General features: G+C 68.4%; 15 protein-coding genes. 6 read left to right on the top strand and 9 right to left on the bottom strand.

Annotated features, from left to right (window positions below; translation table 11 throughout):
- Positions 1-46 precede the first annotated feature (46 nt).
- The gene (locus tag TN53_RS07715; protein WP_046257650.1) at positions 47-1,159 is read left to right on the top strand and encodes a right-handed parallel beta-helix repeat-containing protein; all 1,113 of its coding nucleotides are present in this window, start codon (positions 47-49) and stop codon (positions 1,157-1,159) included.
- A gap of 76 nt (positions 1,160-1,235) precedes the next feature.
- Positions 1,236-2,033, top strand: coding sequence for an HAD family acid phosphatase (locus tag TN53_RS07720; protein ID WP_046257651.1), 798 nt, complete (start codon positions 1,236-1,238; stop codon positions 2,031-2,033).
- On the opposite strand, the gene TN53_RS07725 is transcribed toward TN53_RS07720, so the two are convergent.
- Positions 2,030-4,240: a family 43 glycosylhydrolase gene (locus TN53_RS07725; protein WP_046257652.1), complete on the bottom strand. Its 2,211-nt coding sequence runs from the start codon at positions 4,238-4,240 to the stop codon at positions 2,030-2,032. The two genes, TN53_RS07720 and TN53_RS07725, sit on opposite strands and share 4 nt — an antisense overlap.
- A gap of 224 nt (positions 4,241-4,464) precedes the next feature.
- Between TN53_RS07725 and TN53_RS07730 the strand changes: the two genes are divergently transcribed.
- The gene (locus TN53_RS07730; RefSeq protein ID WP_046257653.1) at positions 4,465-5,619 is read left to right on the top strand and encodes a right-handed parallel beta-helix repeat-containing protein; all 1,155 of its coding nucleotides are present in this window, start codon (positions 4,465-4,467) and stop codon (positions 5,617-5,619) included.
- Positions 5,620-5,716: 97 nt separating this feature from the next.
- On the opposite strand, the gene TN53_RS07735 is transcribed toward TN53_RS07730, so the two are convergent.
- The 4 genes from TN53_RS07735 to TN53_RS07750 all read right to left on the bottom strand — a co-directional run bounded on the left by TN53_RS07735 (position 5,717) and on the right by TN53_RS07750 (position 9,769).
- On the bottom strand, positions 5,717-7,399 hold the full coding sequence (locus tag TN53_RS07735; protein WP_046257654.1) for a rhamnogalacturonan lyase B N-terminal domain-containing protein: 1,683 nt from the start codon (positions 7,397-7,399) through the stop codon (positions 5,717-5,719).
- A 31-nt stretch (positions 7,400-7,430) separates the two neighbouring features.
- Positions 7,431-8,261: a pectate lyase gene (locus TN53_RS07740; RefSeq protein ID WP_046257655.1), complete on the bottom strand. Its 831-nt coding sequence runs from the start codon at positions 8,259-8,261 to the stop codon at positions 7,431-7,433.
- 84 nt (positions 8,262-8,345) lie between these two features.
- Positions 8,346-9,206 carry a hypothetical protein gene (locus tag TN53_RS07745; protein WP_046257656.1) on the bottom strand — a complete coding sequence of 287 codons (861 nt, stop codon included), beginning with the start codon at positions 9,204-9,206 and terminating at the stop codon, positions 8,346-8,348.
- Positions 9,203-9,769: a SigE family RNA polymerase sigma factor gene (locus TN53_RS07750; RefSeq protein ID WP_046257657.1), complete on the bottom strand. Its 567-nt coding sequence runs from the start codon at positions 9,767-9,769 to the stop codon at positions 9,203-9,205. Before TN53_RS07750 ends, TN53_RS07745 begins: the two co-directional genes overlap by 4 nt.
- 235 nt (positions 9,770-10,004) lie before the next feature.
- Here TN53_RS07750 and TN53_RS07755 point away from each other — a divergent pair, with 235 nt between their 5' ends.
- Positions 10,005-11,462 carry an NCS2 family permease gene (locus tag TN53_RS07755; RefSeq protein ID WP_046257658.1) on the top strand — a complete coding sequence of 486 codons (1,458 nt, stop codon included), beginning with the start codon at positions 10,005-10,007 and terminating at the stop codon, positions 11,460-11,462.
- A 97-nt stretch (positions 11,463-11,559) separates the two neighbouring features.
- On the opposite strand, the gene TN53_RS07760 is transcribed toward TN53_RS07755, so the two are convergent.
- From TN53_RS07760 to TN53_RS07770, 3 genes are all read right to left on the bottom strand, one after another.
- A complete protein-coding gene (locus TN53_RS07760) occupies positions 11,560-13,008 on the bottom strand; it encodes a peptidoglycan D,D-transpeptidase FtsI family protein (protein ID WP_046257659.1) in 1,449 nt (482 codons plus the stop codon).
- Between the two features lie 81 nt (positions 13,009-13,089).
- The gene (locus TN53_RS07765) at positions 13,090-13,560 is read right to left on the bottom strand and encodes a GNAT family N-acetyltransferase (RefSeq protein WP_046257660.1); all 471 of its coding nucleotides are present in this window, start codon (positions 13,558-13,560) and stop codon (positions 13,090-13,092) included.
- Between the two features lie 3 nt (positions 13,561-13,563).
- Positions 13,564-14,337, bottom strand: coding sequence for an IclR family transcriptional regulator (locus TN53_RS07770; protein ID WP_046257661.1), 774 nt, complete (start codon positions 14,335-14,337; stop codon positions 13,564-13,566).
- Positions 14,338-14,468: 131 nt separating this feature from the next.
- Between TN53_RS07770 and TN53_RS07775 the strand changes: the two genes are divergently transcribed.
- Positions 14,469-15,998 (top strand): aldehyde dehydrogenase (NADP(+)), encoded by a 1,530-nt coding sequence (locus TN53_RS07775; RefSeq protein ID WP_095046363.1) that lies wholly within the window; start codon positions 14,469-14,471, stop codon positions 15,996-15,998.
- Between the two features lie 130 nt (positions 15,999-16,128).
- A complete protein-coding gene (locus tag TN53_RS07780) occupies positions 16,129-16,737 on the top strand; it encodes a DUF1349 domain-containing protein (protein WP_046257663.1) in 609 nt (202 codons plus the stop codon).
- Here TN53_RS07780 and TN53_RS07785 read toward each other — a convergent pair.
- The gene (locus TN53_RS07785) at positions 16,697-18,025 is read right to left on the bottom strand and encodes an MFS transporter (RefSeq protein WP_234441526.1); all 1,329 of its coding nucleotides are present in this window, start codon (positions 18,023-18,025) and stop codon (positions 16,697-16,699) included. The genes TN53_RS07780 and TN53_RS07785 overlap by 41 nt on opposite strands.
- Between the last annotated feature and the right edge of the window lie 59 nt (positions 18,026-18,084).

Consider the following 18,084-nt stretch of genomic DNA (forward strand, 5'->3'; position numbering starts at 1 on the left):
CCGTCCCATCCCCATCCCCGTCCGAACGAGAAAAGGACCGCACTCCATGTCTCGTCGTACCGCTCTGATCGCCACTACGGCCCTCGCCCTCGGCACCGCCGTCGCCGTCCTCCCCACCCAGGCGCAGGCCGCGACCGTGGTCGTGGACACCTCGGCCGAGCTGACCAGCGCCCTGTCCGGCGCCACCGCCGGCACGGTCATCCAGGTCCGCGGCGGCACCTACTACCCGACGGCCACTCTGCAGTCCACGGCCAACGGCACCTCGTCCTCGCCGGTCCAGCTCACCGCCTACGGCTCGGAGACCGTGAAGATCGACGGCTCGAACCTGCCCGACGGCGACTGGATCTTCAAGCTGACCGCGGACTACTGGAACGTCTCCAACATCACCTTCCAGAACTCCCCGGACAGCGCGGTCGTCTGCCAGTCCTGCACCGGCACGGTGTGGAACAACATCAAGACCATCAACGGCGGCGACTCCGGCTTCACGCTCACCGGCGACGGGACCGTCAACAACACGGTCAAAAACATCGACTCCTACGGCCACTACGACCCCGCCAACCACGGCGAGAACGCCGACGGCATCGCCGTGAAGTTCGGCTCCGGCACCGGCAACCTGATCACCGGTGCCCGCCTCTACAACAACTCGGACGACGGTCTGGACTTCTGGTCCTTCTCCTCGCCCGTCACCGTCGAGCACACCTGGGCCATGGGCAACGGCGTCAACCGCTGGTCCGACTCGGCCTTCGCGGGTGACGGCAACGGCTACAAGCTGGGCGGCGACGGCGAGGTCGTCGCGCACGTCATCAACAACTCGGCGGCCTGGGGCAACGCCGGCAACGGGTTCACCGAGAACTCCAACAAGGGCGCCATCGTGATCAACCGCACCACCTCCTACGCCAACAGCAAGTGGGGCTACTACTTCGCCACCGGCGCGGCCAAGCTCGGCAAGAACCTCGCCGTCAGCAACGGCGGCGGCTCGGTCAGCAAGGGCTCCTCGGTCACCTCGGCCGGCAACAACTGGGACTCCGGCATCGCGACGCCGTCCTTCATCTCCACGAACGCGTCGACGACATACAACGCCCGCAGCTCCAGCGGCACCCTGCCGGCCACGACCTTCCTCACCACGGGCTCGACGACCATCGGCGCCACGATGAACTGACCCACCGGGGCGCTTGACCCGTTTTTTGCCCGGCGGGTCTCGCGCTCACCGGGGTGACGCGCGTAGAACGTCTGTCATGCATAAGTCACTGCGTATCGCGGCGATCGCCGCAGCGTGTGCCGTCACCGGCGCCGCCCTCTACGGCGCCGGTGCGGCCACGGCCGGCCAGTCCACCGCGAACAGCACCCACGAGCCCTACAACATCGGGCTCCTGGTGAAGGACATCGACACCTACTACGGCACCACGCTCGACGCCAACGGCGTCTACCAGGCGTCCACGAGCAGCCAGTACGCCAAGGACCTGGCCAAGCTCGACGCGGCCGCCAGGAAGCAGATCGACAAGGCGGCCCGCAAGGCGCCGAAGAAGGGCGACAAGCCCGCGGTCGTCTTCGACATCGACGACACACTGCTGCTCAGCCTCGACTACGAGAAGAAGACCAACTACACGTACAACGCCACCACGTGGGCCGACTACGTGAACAGGGCCGACCGTCCGGGAGTCTTCGGCAGCGCCGAGCTCGTGCGGTACGCCGAGGCCAAGGGCGTCGAGGTCTTCTACAACTCGGGTCTGTCCGAGGCGCAGCGCTCCGCGGCCGTCGAGAACCTGAAGAAGATCGGCGCCGATGTGAACCTCGACGCCGACCACGTGTTCCTCAAGGACAAGGCCAACCCGCCGTCCTACCTCAGCGCCTGCGCCACACCGGGCACCTGGACCTGCACGACCGTGCAGTACAAGTCCGGCACCCGCAAGCACATCGAGCAGGACCTCGGGTACGACATCGTCGCCAACTTCGGCGACCAGTACTCGGACCTGGACGGCGGCTACGCCGACAGGACGTACAAGCTCCCGAACCCGACGTACTTCGTCAGCTAGTTCTTCCTGACCGGCTTGATCCCCTCCAGGGTCGGCACCACCGGCAGAATCGATCCGTCGGCCGCGAACTCCATGCGGTCGACGGTCGTCTCCCGGTGCATGCCGTCCCCGCCCGCCGTGCCCGGCCCGTTCAGGGCGAACCGGTGGTAGACGATGTACCAGTCGTCGGTGCCGGGCGTGTTCACCACGGAGTGATGGCCGGTGGCGAGGATGCCGTACTCGGGACGCTTGGACAGGATCGTCCCCTTCTTGGTCCACGGGCCGAGCGGGGACGGTCCCGTCGCGTAGGCGACGTGGTAGTTCTCGCTGCGGGTGTCGTCCTCGGACCACATGAAGTAGTACGTGCCCTTCCGCTTGATCACGAAGGATCCCTCGCGGAAGTTGTCCGGGGTGATGTCCTGAACCTTCGAGGCGTCGTACGACACCATGTCGTCGTTCAGCGGCACGACATACCCGTGGCCGTTGCCCCAGTAGAGATACGACGTCCCGTCGTCGTCCGTGAAGACGGCCGGGTCGATCATCTGGCCCTTCAGTGAACCGCCCTTGGCCACCAGCGGCTTGCCCAGCGCGTCCGCGAACGGACCGGCGGGGGAGTCGGCCACCGCGACACCGACCTGCTGCTCGGCACAGAAGTAGAAGTAGTACTTCCCGTCCCGCTCGGCGATCGCCGGCGCCCACGCGTACGTGTCCGCCCAGCTGACGTCCGGGCCGAGATCCAGGATGACGCCGTGGTCCTTCCAGTGGACCAGGTCCTTCGACGAATACGCCTTGAACTTCGTGCCGCCCCAGCCCTGGAAGCCGTCCGTCGTCGGGTAGATCCAGTACTCGCCGTTCAGATAGTGCACGTCAGGGTCGGCGTTGAGCCCTGGCAGGACGGGACTCCCCGTCCGTGCCGCCTCCACCGTCCAGGTGCGCCGGGTGCCGTCGGCCGCCGTCACGGTGTACGTCTGCGGCTTGCGGAAGTCGCGGCGCGTACCGGACCCGGGGCTGACGGAGGCGCCTTCACCGATCGCGAGCTTCGGCGCCAGACGCGAGAGGTCCGCGTCCGGCCGCATCGGCAGGACGACCTTCGAGGAGGCCTCCGTGACGATGGCGTACCCCTTCTGGTCCTTCGCCGTCACATCGACGACCGAGGCGGGACCGACCGGGTACGCCGCCAGCAGCCGGTCGTACTCGGCCTGTGTCACCGGAAGTACCGTTCCGTGCCGGGGACTTGCCGGGAGCTGGTAGTTCGTCGACGGCGTCCACCGGCCCGAGTCGAGGTCGGTCGTCTCGAAGGGGACGTACCCGCGACCGCCGTACTCGTCGATGAAGAGGTACCACTTCTCCTCGGTGTTCGACTTGAACACCGTCGGCCCCTCGCCGCGCGACATCGCGCCACTGCCGACACAGTCCGCCACGAAGTCGTACTTCGTCGAGGTCAGGGAGGTCGACTTCTCCGCGGTGATGAACTTCGAGCAGGGACTGGAGGAACTGGGGTCCCGCTCGTCCTTGGTGTAGCGGTAGTACGTGTCCTTGTGCTTCACGACCGTCGAGTCGATGACCGAGTAGCCCGGGTCGTCCCAGACCTTGGGTTCGCTGAAGGTGCGGAAGTCCTTCGTGGTCGCGTACAGCATCTTGTTGTACGTGGATCCCGTGTGGTCGGGGTCGTCGTCGGCGTAGAGCTTCGACGCCCAGAAGACGACGTACGCGCCGAGGGAGTCGTCCCAGTAGGCCTCCGGCGCCCAGGTGTTGCCCGCGGCGTCGGGGGAGACCTTCACCAGGCGCTGGTCGGTCCAGTGGACCAGGTCGGTGGACTCCCAGACCATGATCGACTTGCTGCCGTGCCGCTGGACGTCGTCCCAACTGCCGCTGCTGTTCCGGTACATGCGCAGGTCGGTGGCTATCAGATAGAACTTGTCGCCCTTGGGGGAGCGGATCACGAAGGGGTCGCGCAGCCCCTTCTCGCCGGTCGTCGAGGTCAGGACGGGCTTGCCGGCGTTCAGCTCACGCCAGTGCAGCGGGTCGTTGCCACGGCTGAGGGCGTAGCGGATCTGCTCGCCGTCGGCGGTGCCCTCGCCGGTGAAGTAGGTGAAGAGATATCCGGCGTACTTGGGCTTGTTCACGGGTGGGGCTCCGGAGTTCGCGGTACTGGGCGGGGCCGACAGCAGGCCGAGCAGAAGGGCGAGGAGGGGGAGCAGGAGCGTGCGAGCGGTGCGGGGGCGCATGACACATCCTGTGTGAGTGTGGGGGTTTGAGTTCGATCGGAGTGTCATCGGTGGGGCGGGACGCGTCAATCGGTGTACGGGGGATGGGTGATACCGAAACTTTCGATCGATCTTCACGGGGCGCGGCAACCTTTTCCGGGTGCGGCGGCGACCTGGATGCAGAAACGGGCCGGGGCGGCCCCTCCGGCCCGTTTCGTCTCCATTGCCTAGGAAAGGAACGCCCCGTGCGTCAGAGCACCGGACGCCACCGCAGGACCCGTACGCTCTCCGTCGCCGCGGCGGTGGCCGTCGCCGCGGGGGCGGGCGGCGTCTATCTCGGCCTGTCGAACGGCGGCGCCGAGGCCGCTTCGTCGACGGTCACCGTGACCACCACCGCGCAGCTCGAAGCAGCCGTGAAGAGCGCCGCAGCGGGCACCACCATCCAGCTCCGTGCCGGCACCTACTACCCGACGGCGACCCTCAAGTCGACCGCGAACGGCACGAGTTCGGCGCGGATCACGCTTCAGGCGTACGGCAGCGAGAAGGTCAGTGTCGACGGCTCCAAGCTGGCCGACGGGTCCTGGCTGGCCGGGATCTACGGCGACTACTGGACCGTGCAGAACCTGACCTTCCAGAACTCCCCGGCCCAGGGCTTCGTTGTGACCTCGTCCGTGGGCGGCGTCTTCAAGAACCTCGTCACCGCGAAGAACGGCGACTCCGGGTTCACGCTGCGCGGCGACGGCACGACGAACAACCTCGTGCAGAACCTGGACAGTCACGGCAACTACGACCCGGCCGGACACGGGCAGAACGCCGACGGCATCGCGGTCAAGTTCGGTTCCGGCACCGGCAACAGGATCACCGGTGCCCGTCTCTACAACAACTCGGATGACGGTCTCGACCTCTGGCAGTTCTCCTCCCCCGTCACCATCGAGCACTCCTGGGCGTTCGGCAACGGCAAGAACCGCTGGAACGACTCGGCCTTCGAGGGCAACGGCAACGGCTACAAGCTCGGCGGCGGGGGTGTCACGGTCGCGCACGTCGTCAACAACAACACGGCCTGGGGCAACACGCTCCACGGGTTCACCGAGAACTCCAACCCGGGTGCGATCATCCTGAACCGCAACACCGCGTACGCCAACACCGAGGCGGGCTTCTACTTCGCCACCGGCAAGGCCCGGCTGGCCCGGAACCTCGCGGTGAGCAACAAGGCCGGGCTGTCCAAGCTGGGTTCGTCGACGGTGTCGGCCGCGAACAACTGGGACAGCGGGGTGTCGGCGCCGTCCTTCAAGTCGACGGACGCCACGACGGCGTACAGCGCGCGGAAGTCGGACGGTTCGCTCCCGGCCACCACCTTCCTCACCACCGGCTCGACCGCCATCGGTTCGACGATGAACTGAACGCGGGAAACGAAACGCCCCGCCTGTCGTCACAGGCGGGGCGTTCTCTGTGCCGGCCGAGGGGGGCTCTGGCCGGCAACTGCTGACCGAGGGGGGCTCAGGTCAGCAGGTCTATGCAGTCGAACGACGTGCCCGGGCTGAGATAGGCCGTGCCCGTCGAACCACTGACGATGTTGATCTTCAGGACGTTGTACTGGGAGGTGTCCGTCTGCCACGCACTATTAGGGACGTTGAAGGTGAACGAATGGTTGTTCCCCCGGTATGAACCTGTGGTGAGAGAGCGGGTGTTGGGCTGAGCGGGAGCCGTGGGGACGGCCGAAACCCAGTCGTTCACGGTGACGCGCGGACGGCCGTTGAGGAAGGCGTCCGTGACACCGACCCTGAGAGTGTGCGCGGACGCGGCTTGTGCCTTGGTCAACTTGAAGTAGACCAGGATGCCGTCGTTGACGTCCTTCCACATGTACGCCGGGAAGGAGGCGGCCTCGCTGCCGCCGCCGATCGTGACATTGCCGGTCCACTTCGCCGCGCGGGCGTCGGACGGGTGCGCGTACGTCATCAGCCTGGCGTTCTTGAACTCCCCGGGCGTGCCGTCCCAGTCGCCGAGCCGCCAGATGGCCTTCCCCGCGCTCGGGTCACCGCTGATCGGCAGGCTGTTCAGGGACGTCGTACCGCCCGCCGTGACCTTCACCGATGCCGTGTGCACGGCGAGTTCGCCCTTGTAGACGGTCAGCGTGTACGTCCCCGGCAGCATCCCCTTGCAGGAGAACCCGCCCGTGCCCGCCGCGGCCTTCGCCCAGTACTGGGCGTCCGCGTTGGCGAAGCCCACAGTGTAGGCGTACCTGGCGTCCATCCCCTTCAGCCCGACGCCGGCCACCTTGCCGCGGCCGGCCGCGCCGACCCAGCCGGTGATGCCGAGGCCGTCCACCCATGAGGTGTCGAGCTTGGCGTGGAAGAGGGACGGCGAGGGGGTTCCGCCGTCCGTGAAGGCCAGCACGTACGGGCCCTGCAGGCCGAAGCGCTGGGCCTCCGTCTGGGCCTGGTTGTAGTGCAGGATCTCGTAGAGCCCCGCGCCCAGGTCGTTGGAGTGGCGCAGCAGCGAGCGGTAGAAGGGGCCGCCCGAGGCCTTCTCGTGGTTGGAGCGCACCACATACAGACCGACCGAGCCGGTGGTGAAGCCGACGTGGTCGTAGTCGATGACGCGCTTGCCCGAGTAGTGCTTGGAGTGGGTCGTGCCGTCGCCGCGCTTCCAGACGTCACCGGCCTCGATGACCTTGTCGGAGGCCTCGATCCAGGAGTCCGAGCCCTCGTTGGGGAACATCCCGGGCTTGAGGCGGACGATGTAGCGGGTCGCCGTGAAGGAGGCGTCCGCCTTGTTCGTCCAGGCGTAGACGTTGTTCTGGCCGCTGCGGGCCGCGTACCACTGGGTGATCGCGCCGTGGGCGACCTTCGCCAGGATCGTCGAGCCCACCTGCTTGATCGTGACCGTGGAGGCGCCGAGGCCGGACTCGACGTGCGAGTGCCTGCCGCCGTAGCCCTCGTACTCCTTGCCCCGGTAGGCGAGGGACGTGATGTCGCCCGTCGACTTGGAGACCTTGAAGACGAGCGAGGCCCCGGTGTCGATGACGTAGTTCTTGCCGTCGTCCTGGTAGCCGAAGGTCGCGGCGGACGCCGACGACAGCATGCCGGTGCCGCCCGCGACGGCGGCGCCGGTGGCGGCGACGCCGATCGCGGAGGCCCCGAGCACCCGTCGGCGCGTGAGGTGTCTCTTGTGCGTGCTCAAGGGGAAGACTCCGTCATGCTTGAAGGTTCACTTACTCGTACGAAATGTCAGAGGAAGAGAACCTGCAGAAGGTTCCATCGGCCCCGGTGCCGATCTGGGTCGGTTCGGCGCCGGTGTTGTTGCCCTTGAAGCGGACACAGGTCTTGATCTTCTTGCTGCTGTCGCCGTGGATACGGACCTTGCGCAGCGCGGCGGTGTCGCCGTAGTTCGTGTTGATGCCCACGATCGCGTTCATCGGCGCGGTGACGTCCACGTCGTTGAGGATGATCGTGCGCTTGTACTGCGTGGAGCAGTTGCCGCAGCTGCGCACCAGCTTGCCGGAGTTGGCCACCTGGAACTTGCTCACGACCAGCTTGCCGGCGCCGTTGAACTGCAGGACCTTGTCCGAGCCGTTCTTCGCGCCGCCGCCGTAGACCGTGTACACCGAGGACGAGGACTTGCCCTTGAAGGTGGCCGCGTCCTCGCCGACGTCCGTCCACCAGACGTTCTGGAGCGTGCAGCTGCCGAGGCAGTGGACGCCGTCCGCGGCGGGTGTGCCGATGATCACGTTTTTGAGGACGGCACCGTCCGCCAGCTGGAAGACCGGGTCCTGGCCCTCTTCCTGGCCGTCGCCGCCGAGGGCGCCGCTGCCGTAGAACTGCTTGTAGCCGCCGTTGTAGGTGCCCGTGACCTTGATGGTGCTGCTCACGGCCTGCTTGCCGGTGGCGGTCGGCCAGGAGGACGCGGCGCTCGCGGAGGACATCATCGTCGTCGTGACGATCGCCGCACCCGTGAGGCCGAGGGCCGAGACTCCGGCGATCACCGCCCGGCGCTTGGAAACCTGGCGGCGGTGGCGGACGCGCTGTTCAGCTCGTGCAGTCATGCCCATTCCTTGCGTGGGAGAGGATCCTTACGGCTCCTGGTCGCCACGGGTGAAGGAAAGGGTTGCCGCCCCTCCGGATTTTCTTTACGAATCCCCGTCTGACGATGCGTCGTCGCCCGAGTGGGAGGCGAAGTCGCCCTTCACCGCGAGCTGTTCGCCGGCGGCGGTGCCGGTCGCGCTGTACCCGTCGTCCGCCGCGTCGCGGCCGCCGCGCTCATGGTCGTACTGCCCCGCGAACACCCACTCGCCCTTGGCGACCTTGCGGCCCTCCTTGAGCGTCCAGGTGTAGACGAGGAAGCCGTCCTTCTCCTCGGTCGTCAGCGTGAAGTCGTCCTCGGGGAGCGAGCGCCAGGCACCGGCCGAGGTGACGCCGCCGGTCTGCGCGATCTTCAACTGCACGGTGAGCGCGGTCAGTTCCTCGGAGGTCTTCAGGGTGACGTTGCTCTGCGCCCAGAAGTCGTTGCTGTGCGGGTCGACCGAGCCGTCCGACCAGAGGGGGCCGTCCTCCTCGCCGGAGGCGGTGACCGGGGGCTGGGCGGTGGGGGTCGCGGAGGGCTGCCGCTGCGAGGGCGTGCCGCTGGGCTTCCTGGTCTCCTGGGCCTCGCCCGGCGACGGGTCGGCCGGCTTGATCGGCGCCCGGCTCGTCGCGTCCGGCGAGGGCTCGGGCGTCGCCGTGGTCGCCACGGTCTGCTGCGGAGCGTTGTCCTTCACGGCCGACGCCACCGCGTAACCGCCGACACCGAGCACACACGCGACCGCCGCCGTGGCGCTGACCACCCGCACCCAGCCGAACACCGGCGGACGGGTGGCCCGGTGGTCGGGGCGGGTCTCCTCGGCCATGCCACGCTCGATCCGCGCCAGGATGCGCGCGCGGTCGGGTTCGTGCTGTCCGGCCGCCTCGTGCAGCCGGGCGCGCAGCTCGTCGTGCACGTCCTGCTGCCTCATCGGGTCCGTCCTCCGCTCTCGCCGCCGCGCGCCATGGCCGCCGCCATCTTCCGGGGTACGCCCTGGGAGCCGAGCAGCCGTTGCAGTTCGGCCATCCCCTTGGACGTCTGGGACTTAACCGTACCCACGGAAACACCCAGGGCGAGAGCGGTGTCCTTTTCCGACAGGTCGAACGCGTGCCGGAGGACGACGCACGCCCGTTTGCGGAACGGCAGCCTGCGCAGCGCCTCTTGGACGTCCACGACTCCCGCTATGTCCGGGTTCTCCGTCTTCTCCTCGCGCTGCGACCAGAACAGGGCGATCCGTCGGCGCTCGCGGACCGCGCTGCGGATGCGGGTGCGGGCAAGATTGGCGACGACACCACGGGCGTACGCTGCCGGATGGTCGGCCGCGCGCACCCGGTCCCAGCGGTTCCAGAGCGCGAGCAGCGCGTCCGCCGCGAGATCGTCGGCGGCGTCCGACTCACCGGTCAACAGGTGGGCGAGGCGGGACAGTTCGGCGTAGTGACGCTCGAAGAAGGCATGGAACTCCACGGAGGCTGCGTCGTCGACGACCGTGCCCACGGGCGAGACCTCCCTGTGCCTGTCATGTGAATGACATGTGATCATCCGGAGGTGACCCGGACGAGATCCGGAAGCGTAGCAGTGATCATCGGGGTGGTTCGTACGGGGCTTCGAACGCAGTCTGGTCCACCGACCCCGATTCCGTAACACGGAGAAAACCTGAAGCGCGTTCAACGCGGGAACAATCCAGCCAGCATCCGCACACCGATCAGCCAGGCAACAAGGAGCAACAGGCATGTCCGACACACAGAAGGTGGCCGACCGGCCGAGCGTCCCGCCACCGGCGGCGAACAGCGTCGACCGGTACTTCAAGATCTCCGAACGGGGATCCACCTTCGCCAGGGAGATACGCGGCGGCTTCGCCACGTTCTTCACGATGGCCTACATCCTTGTCCTGAATCCCATCATCCTGGGCAGCGCCAAGGACAAGTTCGGCGACACCCTCGACCCGGTCCAACTCACCACCGCCACCGCCCTGGTGGCCGCGGTGATGACGATCATCATGGGCGTCGGCGGAAACCTGCCCCTCGCGCTCGCCGCGGGCCTCGGATTGAATGCAGTCGTCGCCTTCCAGATCGCCCCGCTGATGAGCTGGGACGACGCGATGGGTCTGGTCGTCCTCGAAGGCCTGCTGATCTGCGTCCTGGTGGTGACCGGTCTGCGCGAGGCCGTCATGCACGCCATCCCGCAGCCGCTCAAGCAGGCGATCAGTGTCGGCATCGGCCTGTTCATCGCCTTCATCGGCTTCGTCGACGCCGGCTTCGTCAGCCGGATCCCGGACATCGCGCACACCACCGTGCCGGTCCAGCTCGGCGGCACCGGCACCCTCTCCGGGTGGCCGATCCTGGTCTTCTGTCTCGGTGTGCTGCTGACGATCGGACTGCTCGCCCGCAAGGTCAAGGGCGCCATTCTGATCAGCATCGTGACCATGACGATCATTGCGATGATCATCAACTCGGCGGCCGACATCAAGAGCTGGGGTCTGACCACGCCCGCGTGGCCCGACAAGCTCGTCGACACCCCGGACTTCGGGCTGATCGGTCACTTCAGCCTCTTCGGAGCGTTCAGCGCCGCCGACGTCGGTGTCATCACCGTCGTCCTGCTGATCTTCACGCTGATCCTGTCCGACTTCTTCGACACCATGGGCACGGTCGTCGGCATCAGCGCGGAGGCGGGTCTCCTCGACGAGGAGGGCAAGGTCCCCAACCTCGGCCGGGTGCTGCTCATCGACGGTGCGGCGGCGGTCGCGGGCGGCGCGTCGTCGTCGTCCTCCGCCACGTCGTACATCGAGTCGGCGGCGGGTGTCGGCGAGGGGTCGCGCACCGGCTTCTCGAACCTGATCACCGGTGGCCTCTTCGGCCTCGCCCTGTTCCTGGGCCCGCTGCTCACCATCGTCCCGCTCCAGGCGGCCGCCCCCGCACTGGTCGCCGTCGGCTTCCTGATGATGACCCAGGTCAAGCACATCGACTGGGAGAAGTACGAGATCGCCATCCCGGCGTTCCTCACCATCGCCGTGATGCCGTTCACGTACTCGATCACCAACGGTATCGGTGCGGGGTTTCTCGCCTACGTCGTGATCAAGACGGTTCTCGGCAAGGCGAAGGAGATCCACTGGCTGCTGTGGGGGACGTCGGTGCTGTTCCTCGTGTACTTCGCCATTGACCCGATTGAGCAGATTCTCGGGGCCAAGTGACGGACGCTGCGCGACCAGCCGCGGGTTCGTCGCGGCTGGTCGCGCCCGCGCGGCGGAGCCGCAAATTGATACAGCCCCGCGCCCCTTGGGGGCGCGTCTACTGCAACGCTGCTTCCATCATCGCCTTGGCCACCGGCGCCGCCAGCCCGTTGCCGCTGACCTCGGAGCGCTCCGCGTTCGACTGCTCGACCAGGACCGCGACGGCGACCTCCTTGCCGTCGGCCTTGCCGTACGAGGTGAACCAGGCGTACGGCGACTTGCTGTTGTTCTCGCCGCGCTGCGCGGTACCCGTCTTGCCGCCGACGGTCGCCCCGTCGATCTGCGCGTTGGTACCGGTGCCGTCCTTGACGACCGTCTCCATCGCGGACTGGAGCTGCTCGGCGGTCTCGGAGCTGACGACCTCGGTCGTCGACGCCTCGTCGTCGTAGTTCTCCAGCACATCGCCGCCGCTGTTCGTGATCTGCGACACCATGTGCGGAGAGACCAGCTTGCCGCCGTTGGAGATGGCCGCGGACACCATGGCCATCTGCAGCGGCGTCGCGGTGACATCGAACTGGCCGATGCCGGTGAGCGCCGTCGACGAGTCGTCCATGTCCGAGGGGTAGACGCTGGTGTACGCCCGCACGGGCACGTCCTGCGACTCGTCGTTGAAGCCGAACTTCTCCGCCATCGCCCGCAGCTTGTCCTGGCCGAGGTTGAACGCCATCTTCGCGAACACGTTGTTGCAGGAGTACTGGAGCGCGGTGCGGATCGAGGCGTTCTCGCAGGGCGCCGACTTGTTCTCGTTCTCCAGCTTGGTGACCGTGCCCGGCAGTGTGTACGGGTCCGGGCTCTCGGTCTTCTCGTCCACCGACGAGTACAGACCGTCCTCCAGCGCGGCCGCCGCCACGACCAGCTTGAACGTCGAACCCGGCGCCACCGGCTGCCGCAGCGCGCGGTTGGTCAGCGGCTTGTCGGAGTCCGCGTTGAGCTTCTTCCAGGCCGAACCGGCCGTGTTGGCGTCGGTCAGCGAGGACGGGTCGTACGACGGGGTCGACACCACGGCCAGGATCTTGCCGGTCGTCGGATCGATCGCGACGGCCGCGCCCTGCTTGTCGCCGAGCGCCTCATAGGCCGCCTTCTGCACGTCCGGGTCGATCGTGGTGACCACGTTGCCCGGCTCGGCGCGCTGGTTGGTGACCGTGTCCATGACGGACTTCAGCCGGCTGTCCGTGCCGTTGAGAAGGTCGGTGTAGATGCCTTCCAGCTGGGTCGGAGCGTAGGCCTGCGAGGCGTAGCCCGTCACCGAGGCGTACAGCTCGCCGTCCTTGTAGGTGCGCTTGTACCTGAGGTCGCTGCCCTTCGTCTGCGCGGAACCGGTGATCGACTCTCCGGCCACGATGATGTTCCCGAGCGGCGACGAGTACGTCTCGATCGCATTCCGCCGGTTGTCGCTGTCGTCCGCGAGCGCTTGACCGTCGTAGAACTGCACCCAGGTCGCCCGCACCAGCAGAGCGAACACCAGCAGCAGCGCGAAGACCGATGCGCGCCTGATCGTCTTGTTCATCCCGCTCAGGTAGACGAGCAGAGCACCGCGAATCGTTCCCGTGCGTCCGCGATTCTCATGGGACGTTCATGCGCGGCGCCGTCAGACGCCCAGCGTCAGGACGACCTCGTCGATCTCCTCGCCGCGGGCGTTCGCGTACCCCCGCGCATGGGCCGACAGCCGGAAACCGCACTTCTCCAGCACACGCCGGGAACCGGCGTTGTCGGCGGCGGCACGGGCGTACAGCGGGCGCTCGGGCACCTGGGTCACCAGCTCGCGCAGGGCCGCCGAGGCGATGCCCCGGCCCCAGTACGCGCGGTCGATCCAGTACGTCACCTCGCGCTCGTTCGGTTCGCCGTACACCGACGCGCTGCCCACCACGTCCCCGTCCGCCAGGACCGTGCGATGCACGGCGTCGGAGGCCCGGATGCGTTTCCAGTGGGCGTCGAAGGCGTCCCGGTCGGTCGGGTCCTTCGAGGTGAAGGCCGCCATGTGCAGGGCTTCGGGATCGTTCATCTGCCGGAAGAACACCGGCAGATCGCTGTCGTGGACCTCTCGGAGCGTGATCTGCATGCCTCAGAGCCTACGGGTGGCCAGTGTCAGCCGGTCCCGCGCGTCGAACAGCGCGTCCTTCACCATCTGTTCGTGCGCGGGCGTCAGCCGGGCCACCGGCACCGAGCAGCTGATCGCGTCCCGCGCGGGGGTCCGGTAGGGGATCGCCACACCGAAGCAGCGCAGCCCCAGCGTGTTCTCCTCACGGTCCACGGCGAAGCCCTGCTCCCGCACCAGGTGCAGCTCCTCGATGAGCTTCTCCCGGTCGGTGATCGTGTTCTCGGTGAGCGCCGGCAGCGTCTCCGGGAGCATCTTGCGGACCTGCTCGTCGGGGTAGGTGCTGAGCAGCGCCTTGCCGAGGGAGGTGGAGTGGGCCGGCAGCCGACGGCCGACCCGGGTGAAGGGGCGCAGATAGTGCTGCGACTGCCGCGTGGCCAGGTAGACGACGTTCGTCCCGTCCAGACGCGCCAGGTGGATGGTCTCGGTCGTGTCGTCCGACAGCCGGTCCAGCGTCCCACGCGCCGCCGCGACCACCTCGTCACCGTCGATGTACGACGTGCCGACCAGCAGCGCCCGCACCCCGATGCCGTACCGCGTGCCCGTCGCGTCCGTCTCCACCCAGCCCAGCTCCACCAGCGTGCGCAGCAGCATGTAGAGGCTGGACTTGGGGTAACCGACGGCCTCCTGGACCGCCGCGAGGGAGTGCATACCGGGGCGTCCGGCGAAGTATTCGAGCAGTTCAACCGTCCGTACCGCGGACTTGACCTGCGCCCCGCCGCCCGTCTCGCCTGCCGACATCGCCCTTGCACCCCTTCGTTGGACGAGAATCCAGAGATATAGTCTCCAACAGATATTCACCATCAGAGACAGCGTTCAGCATATCGAACGAGCCTGGTGGATGACCTAGGAACTGTGTGGAGGGACCCGCGGTGGCAGCAGCACCAGTCTGGAGTGTCGACCCCCGAACCGGGAAGCAGCGTGAGCAGGTTGCCGTGGAGGCTACCGCCCAGGAGGTGGACGCCACCGTCCGGGCCGCGCACGACGCCCGAGGCGCCCTTGCCGACCGCACGGTCCGCGCCGCTTTCCTGCGTACCGCCGCCGACAAGCTGACGGCGGCCAAGGACCAGCTCGTCGAGGCCGCCGACGCGGAGACCGCGCTCGGTCCGGTCCGGCTCACCGGGGAACTCGCCCGCACCAGCTACCAGCTGCGGGCCTTTGCGGACATCGTCGACGAGGGCGCCTTCCTCGACGTCGTGATCAACCACCCCGACGACACCGCGACCCCGCCGATCCCGGACCTGCGCCGCTACAAGGTGCCGCTCGGTGTCGTCGGCGTCTACTCGGCCTCCAACTTCCCCTTCGCCTTCTCGGTCGCCGGCGGCGACACCGCGAGCGCGCTGGGCGCCGGCTGCCCCGTCGTCGTCAAGGCGCACCCCGACCACCCCGGCCTGTCCGAGCTGGTCGCGGCCGTCCTGCGCCGGGCCGCCGCCGAGCACGGCATCCCCGAGAGCGTGCTCGGTCTCGTGCACGGCTTCGAGGCGGGCCTCGAGCTGATCAAGCACCCGCTGGTCGCCGCCGCCGGCTTCACCGGGTCCATCCGTGGCGGGCGGGCCCTCTTCGACGCGGCCGCCGCCCGTCCGGTCCCGATCCCCTTCCACGGCGAGCTGGGCTCCCTGAACCCCGTCGTCATCACCGAGGCCGCGGCCGCCGAGCGCGCCGAGGGCATCGGTATGGGCCTCGCGGGCTCCATGACACTGGGCGTCGGCCAGTTCTGCGTGAAGCCGGGCCTCGTGCTGGTGCCGTCGGGCGCCGCCGGTGACGGCCTGGTCAAGTCCCTCACGGACGCCGTCAGCAACACCGACGCGGGCGTGCTGCTCGACCACCGGATGCGGGACAACTTCATCGCCGGGGTCGCCGAGCGCGCCGAACTGGCCGACGTGGAGACGCCGGTGACGCCGGGCTCCGGTGGTGACCACACGGTGAGCGCGGGCTTCCTGACGGTTCCGGCGGACAAGCTGGCCGCCGAGGGTGAGCACGATCTGCTCCTGGAGGAGTGCTTCGGTCCGGTGACGGTCGTGGCGCGCTACGACGACGACGCGCAGGCGCGGGCCGTGCTGTCGCGTCTGCCGGGCAACCTCACCGCGACGGTGCATCTGTCGACCGAGGAGACCGAGGGCAAGGGACGTGGCACGGAGATCCTGGCGGAGCTGACGCCGCTGGCGGGGCGTGTGCTCGTCAATGGCTGGCCGACGGGTGTCGCCGTGGCGGCTGCTCAGCACCACGGCGGTCCGTACCCGGCGACGACGTCGACGTCGACGTCGGTCGGTGGTACGGCGATCGAGCGGTGGATGCGGCCGGTTGTGTACCAGACGACTCCGGAGGCTCTGCTGCCGGTGGAGCTGCGGGACGACAACCCGCTGGGGCTGCCGCGTCGGTTCAACGGGCAGTTGGAGCGATAGCGCCGTAGGGGTGTGGGGCTGTGTGGCGGCTGCGGGTTCGTCGTGGCTTGTCGCGCCCACGCGGCGGAGCCGCATATCGATGCAGCCCCGCGCCCCTGGGTGGGTGCACTCACCCTGCGATAATCAGTCGATGGACGTCTTGCTCCCCGAACTGCCCTTTCCCCTCCGCACCTACGGACCCGACGGGCACTGGTCCTACGAGGACGGTGTGCTCACCGGGTGGGCCGGGCCCCGGCAGGACCGGTTCGTGCCGCCGACCGCCGAAGGGCTCGATCCCGCTTCCGACGCGCCGCGGCTGCTCGGTGCGCCCGAAGGGGACTTTCAGCTCATCGCTCGCGTCACCGTGGGGTTCAACGCGTCCTTCGACGCGGGTGTGCTCTACGTCCATGTCGGCGACCGGGCCTGGGCCAAGCTCTGTCTGGAGTACTCCCCGGACGTGGCCACGATCTGCACGGTGGTCACCCGGGGACACTCCGACGACGCCAACTCCTTCACCGTGGACGGCAGTTCGGTCTGGCTCAGAGTGAGCCGCACCGGCCGCGCCTTCGCCTTCCACGCCTCCCGTGACGGCGAACACTGGATATTCGTCCGGCTGTTCAGCCTCGACGACGAGAAGAAGAGCGACGCCGCCCTCGTCGGCTTCATGACACAGTCCCCGATGGGCGAGGGCTGCGTCGTGACGTACGACCACCTGGAGTTCAGGCCCGACTGGCCGAAGGACCTGAGAGACGGAAGCTGAACAGCCACGTCACCGCGAACAGGGCCGCGCCGATCCCGAGACTCTCCCGCATCCCCTCGACGAACCCGTGGGAGACCAGCGTCCCGAACACGGCGATCCCCAGCCCGCCGGCCGTCTGGCGGGCGGAGTTGAGGACGCCGGCCGCCAGCCCGGCCCGCTCCGCCGGTACCGCCTCCATCATCAGGGACGTCAGTGGCGGCACCGTCAGCGCGCAGCCGACGGACAGGGGGATGAGCAGCGCCGCCACCAGGGCCGCGGGGGTCCCCTCGTCGACGCACACGAGCAGCAGCAGGAGACCGGCCGTCGCCAGGCCCTGGCCGATCAGGATCGGCAGCCTCGGCCCGTAGCGCCCCGCCAGCCTTCCCGCGGACACGTTCGACGCCGCGATCAGCCCCGACATCGGCAGGAACAGCAGCCCGGCGTACAGCGCCGAATGTCCCTGGACCTGCTGGAAGAAGAGGGAGAAGACGAACACCACTCCGTAGAAGGCCACACTGCACGCCACCCCCGCCGCGACCGCCACGGAGACGGCCCGGGTACGGAACAGGCCCGGCGGGACCACGGGGTGCGCCTGCCGCGCCTCGACCCGGACGAAGAGAACGCCCGACACCACGGCCACCGCCAGCGCCACCAGCCCGGTCGCCCCGCCCTCGATCACCGCGAACGTCAGCGCCGTCAGGGTCACGATCGCCGTCAGCTGTCCGGGCAGGTCGAGAGGGGCCGGACGCCGCTCCGACCGGGGGGCCCGCACCAGCAACGCCAGTGCCACGGCCCCCAGCGGCAGGTTGATGAAGAAGATGCCCCGCCAGTCCCAGGCCGTCGTCAGCGCGCCGCCCGCCACCGGCCCCAGGGCGACCGCCACCGAACCGCCCGCGGCCCACGCGGCCACGGCACGCGCCCTGCGCGCGGCGTCGGGATACGCCTGCCGTACCAGGGCCAGCGACGCCGGAAGCACCACGGCCGCCGCGACACCCTGCACCGCCCGGGCGCCGATCAGCACCGCCAGGTTCGGTGCCAGCCCGCAGGCCGCCGAGGCGAGGGTGAAGAGCAGGATGCCGATCGCGTACGCCCGGCTCGCCCCGGCCCGGTCCGCGAAGGCGCCGGTGGACAGCATGAGCGCGGCGAAGGCGAGGGTGTAGGCGTCCACGACCCACTGCAGGCCCGCCATCTCACCGCCGAGCGCCGAGCCGATGGCCGGGAGGGCCACGTTCACCACGGACGCGTCGAGGGTGATCAGCGCGAAGCCGAGAAGTGCGGCGACCAGCGTGGTGGCGGGAGAGGTCCTCATGGACTGAGACTCCCCGGAAGGAGCGGTGAGTTGACGTTTCCTGGCCAAGTGATTACCGG

The organism is Streptomyces sp. WM6386 (assembly GCF_000972385.1).
Lineage (GTDB): Bacteria > Actinomycetota > Actinomycetes > Streptomycetales > Streptomycetaceae > Streptomyces.

Excerpts from the sequence above, each read along its gene's own strand:
- TN53_RS07740 (WP_046257655.1), bottom strand. The coding sequence starts at position 8,261 with ATGACTGCACGAGCTGAACAGCGCGTCCGCCACCGCCGCCAGGTTTCC.
- TN53_RS07770 (WP_046257661.1), bottom strand. The coding sequence starts at position 14,337 with ATGTCGGCAGGCGAGACGGGCGGCGGGGCGCAGGTCAAGTCCGCGGTA.
- TN53_RS07780 (WP_046257663.1), top strand. The coding sequence starts at position 16,129 with ATGGACGTCTTGCTCCCCGAACTGCCCTTTCCCCTCCGCACCTACGGA.
- TN53_RS07725 (WP_046257652.1), bottom strand. The coding sequence starts at position 4,240 with ATGCGCCCCCGCACCGCTCGCACGCTCCTGCTCCCCCTCCTCGCCCTT.
- TN53_RS07745 (WP_046257656.1), bottom strand. The coding sequence starts at position 9,206 with ATGAGGCAGCAGGACGTGCACGACGAGCTGCGCGCCCGGCTGCACGAG.
- TN53_RS07715 (WP_046257650.1), top strand. The coding sequence starts at position 47 with ATGTCTCGTCGTACCGCTCTGATCGCCACTACGGCCCTCGCCCTCGGC.
- TN53_RS07755 (WP_046257658.1), top strand. The coding sequence starts at position 10,005 with ATGTCCGACACACAGAAGGTGGCCGACCGGCCGAGCGTCCCGCCACCG.
- TN53_RS07720 (WP_046257651.1), top strand. The coding sequence starts at position 1,236 with ATGCATAAGTCACTGCGTATCGCGGCGATCGCCGCAGCGTGTGCCGTC.
- TN53_RS07765 (WP_046257660.1), bottom strand. The coding sequence starts at position 13,560 with ATGCAGATCACGCTCCGAGAGGTCCACGACAGCGATCTGCCGGTGTTC.
- TN53_RS07785 (WP_234441526.1), bottom strand. The coding sequence starts at position 18,025 with ATGAGGACCTCTCCCGCCACCACGCTGGTCGCCGCACTTCTCGGCTTC.
- TN53_RS07760 (WP_046257659.1), bottom strand. The coding sequence starts at position 13,008 with ATGAACAAGACGATCAGGCGCGCATCGGTCTTCGCGCTGCTGCTGGTG.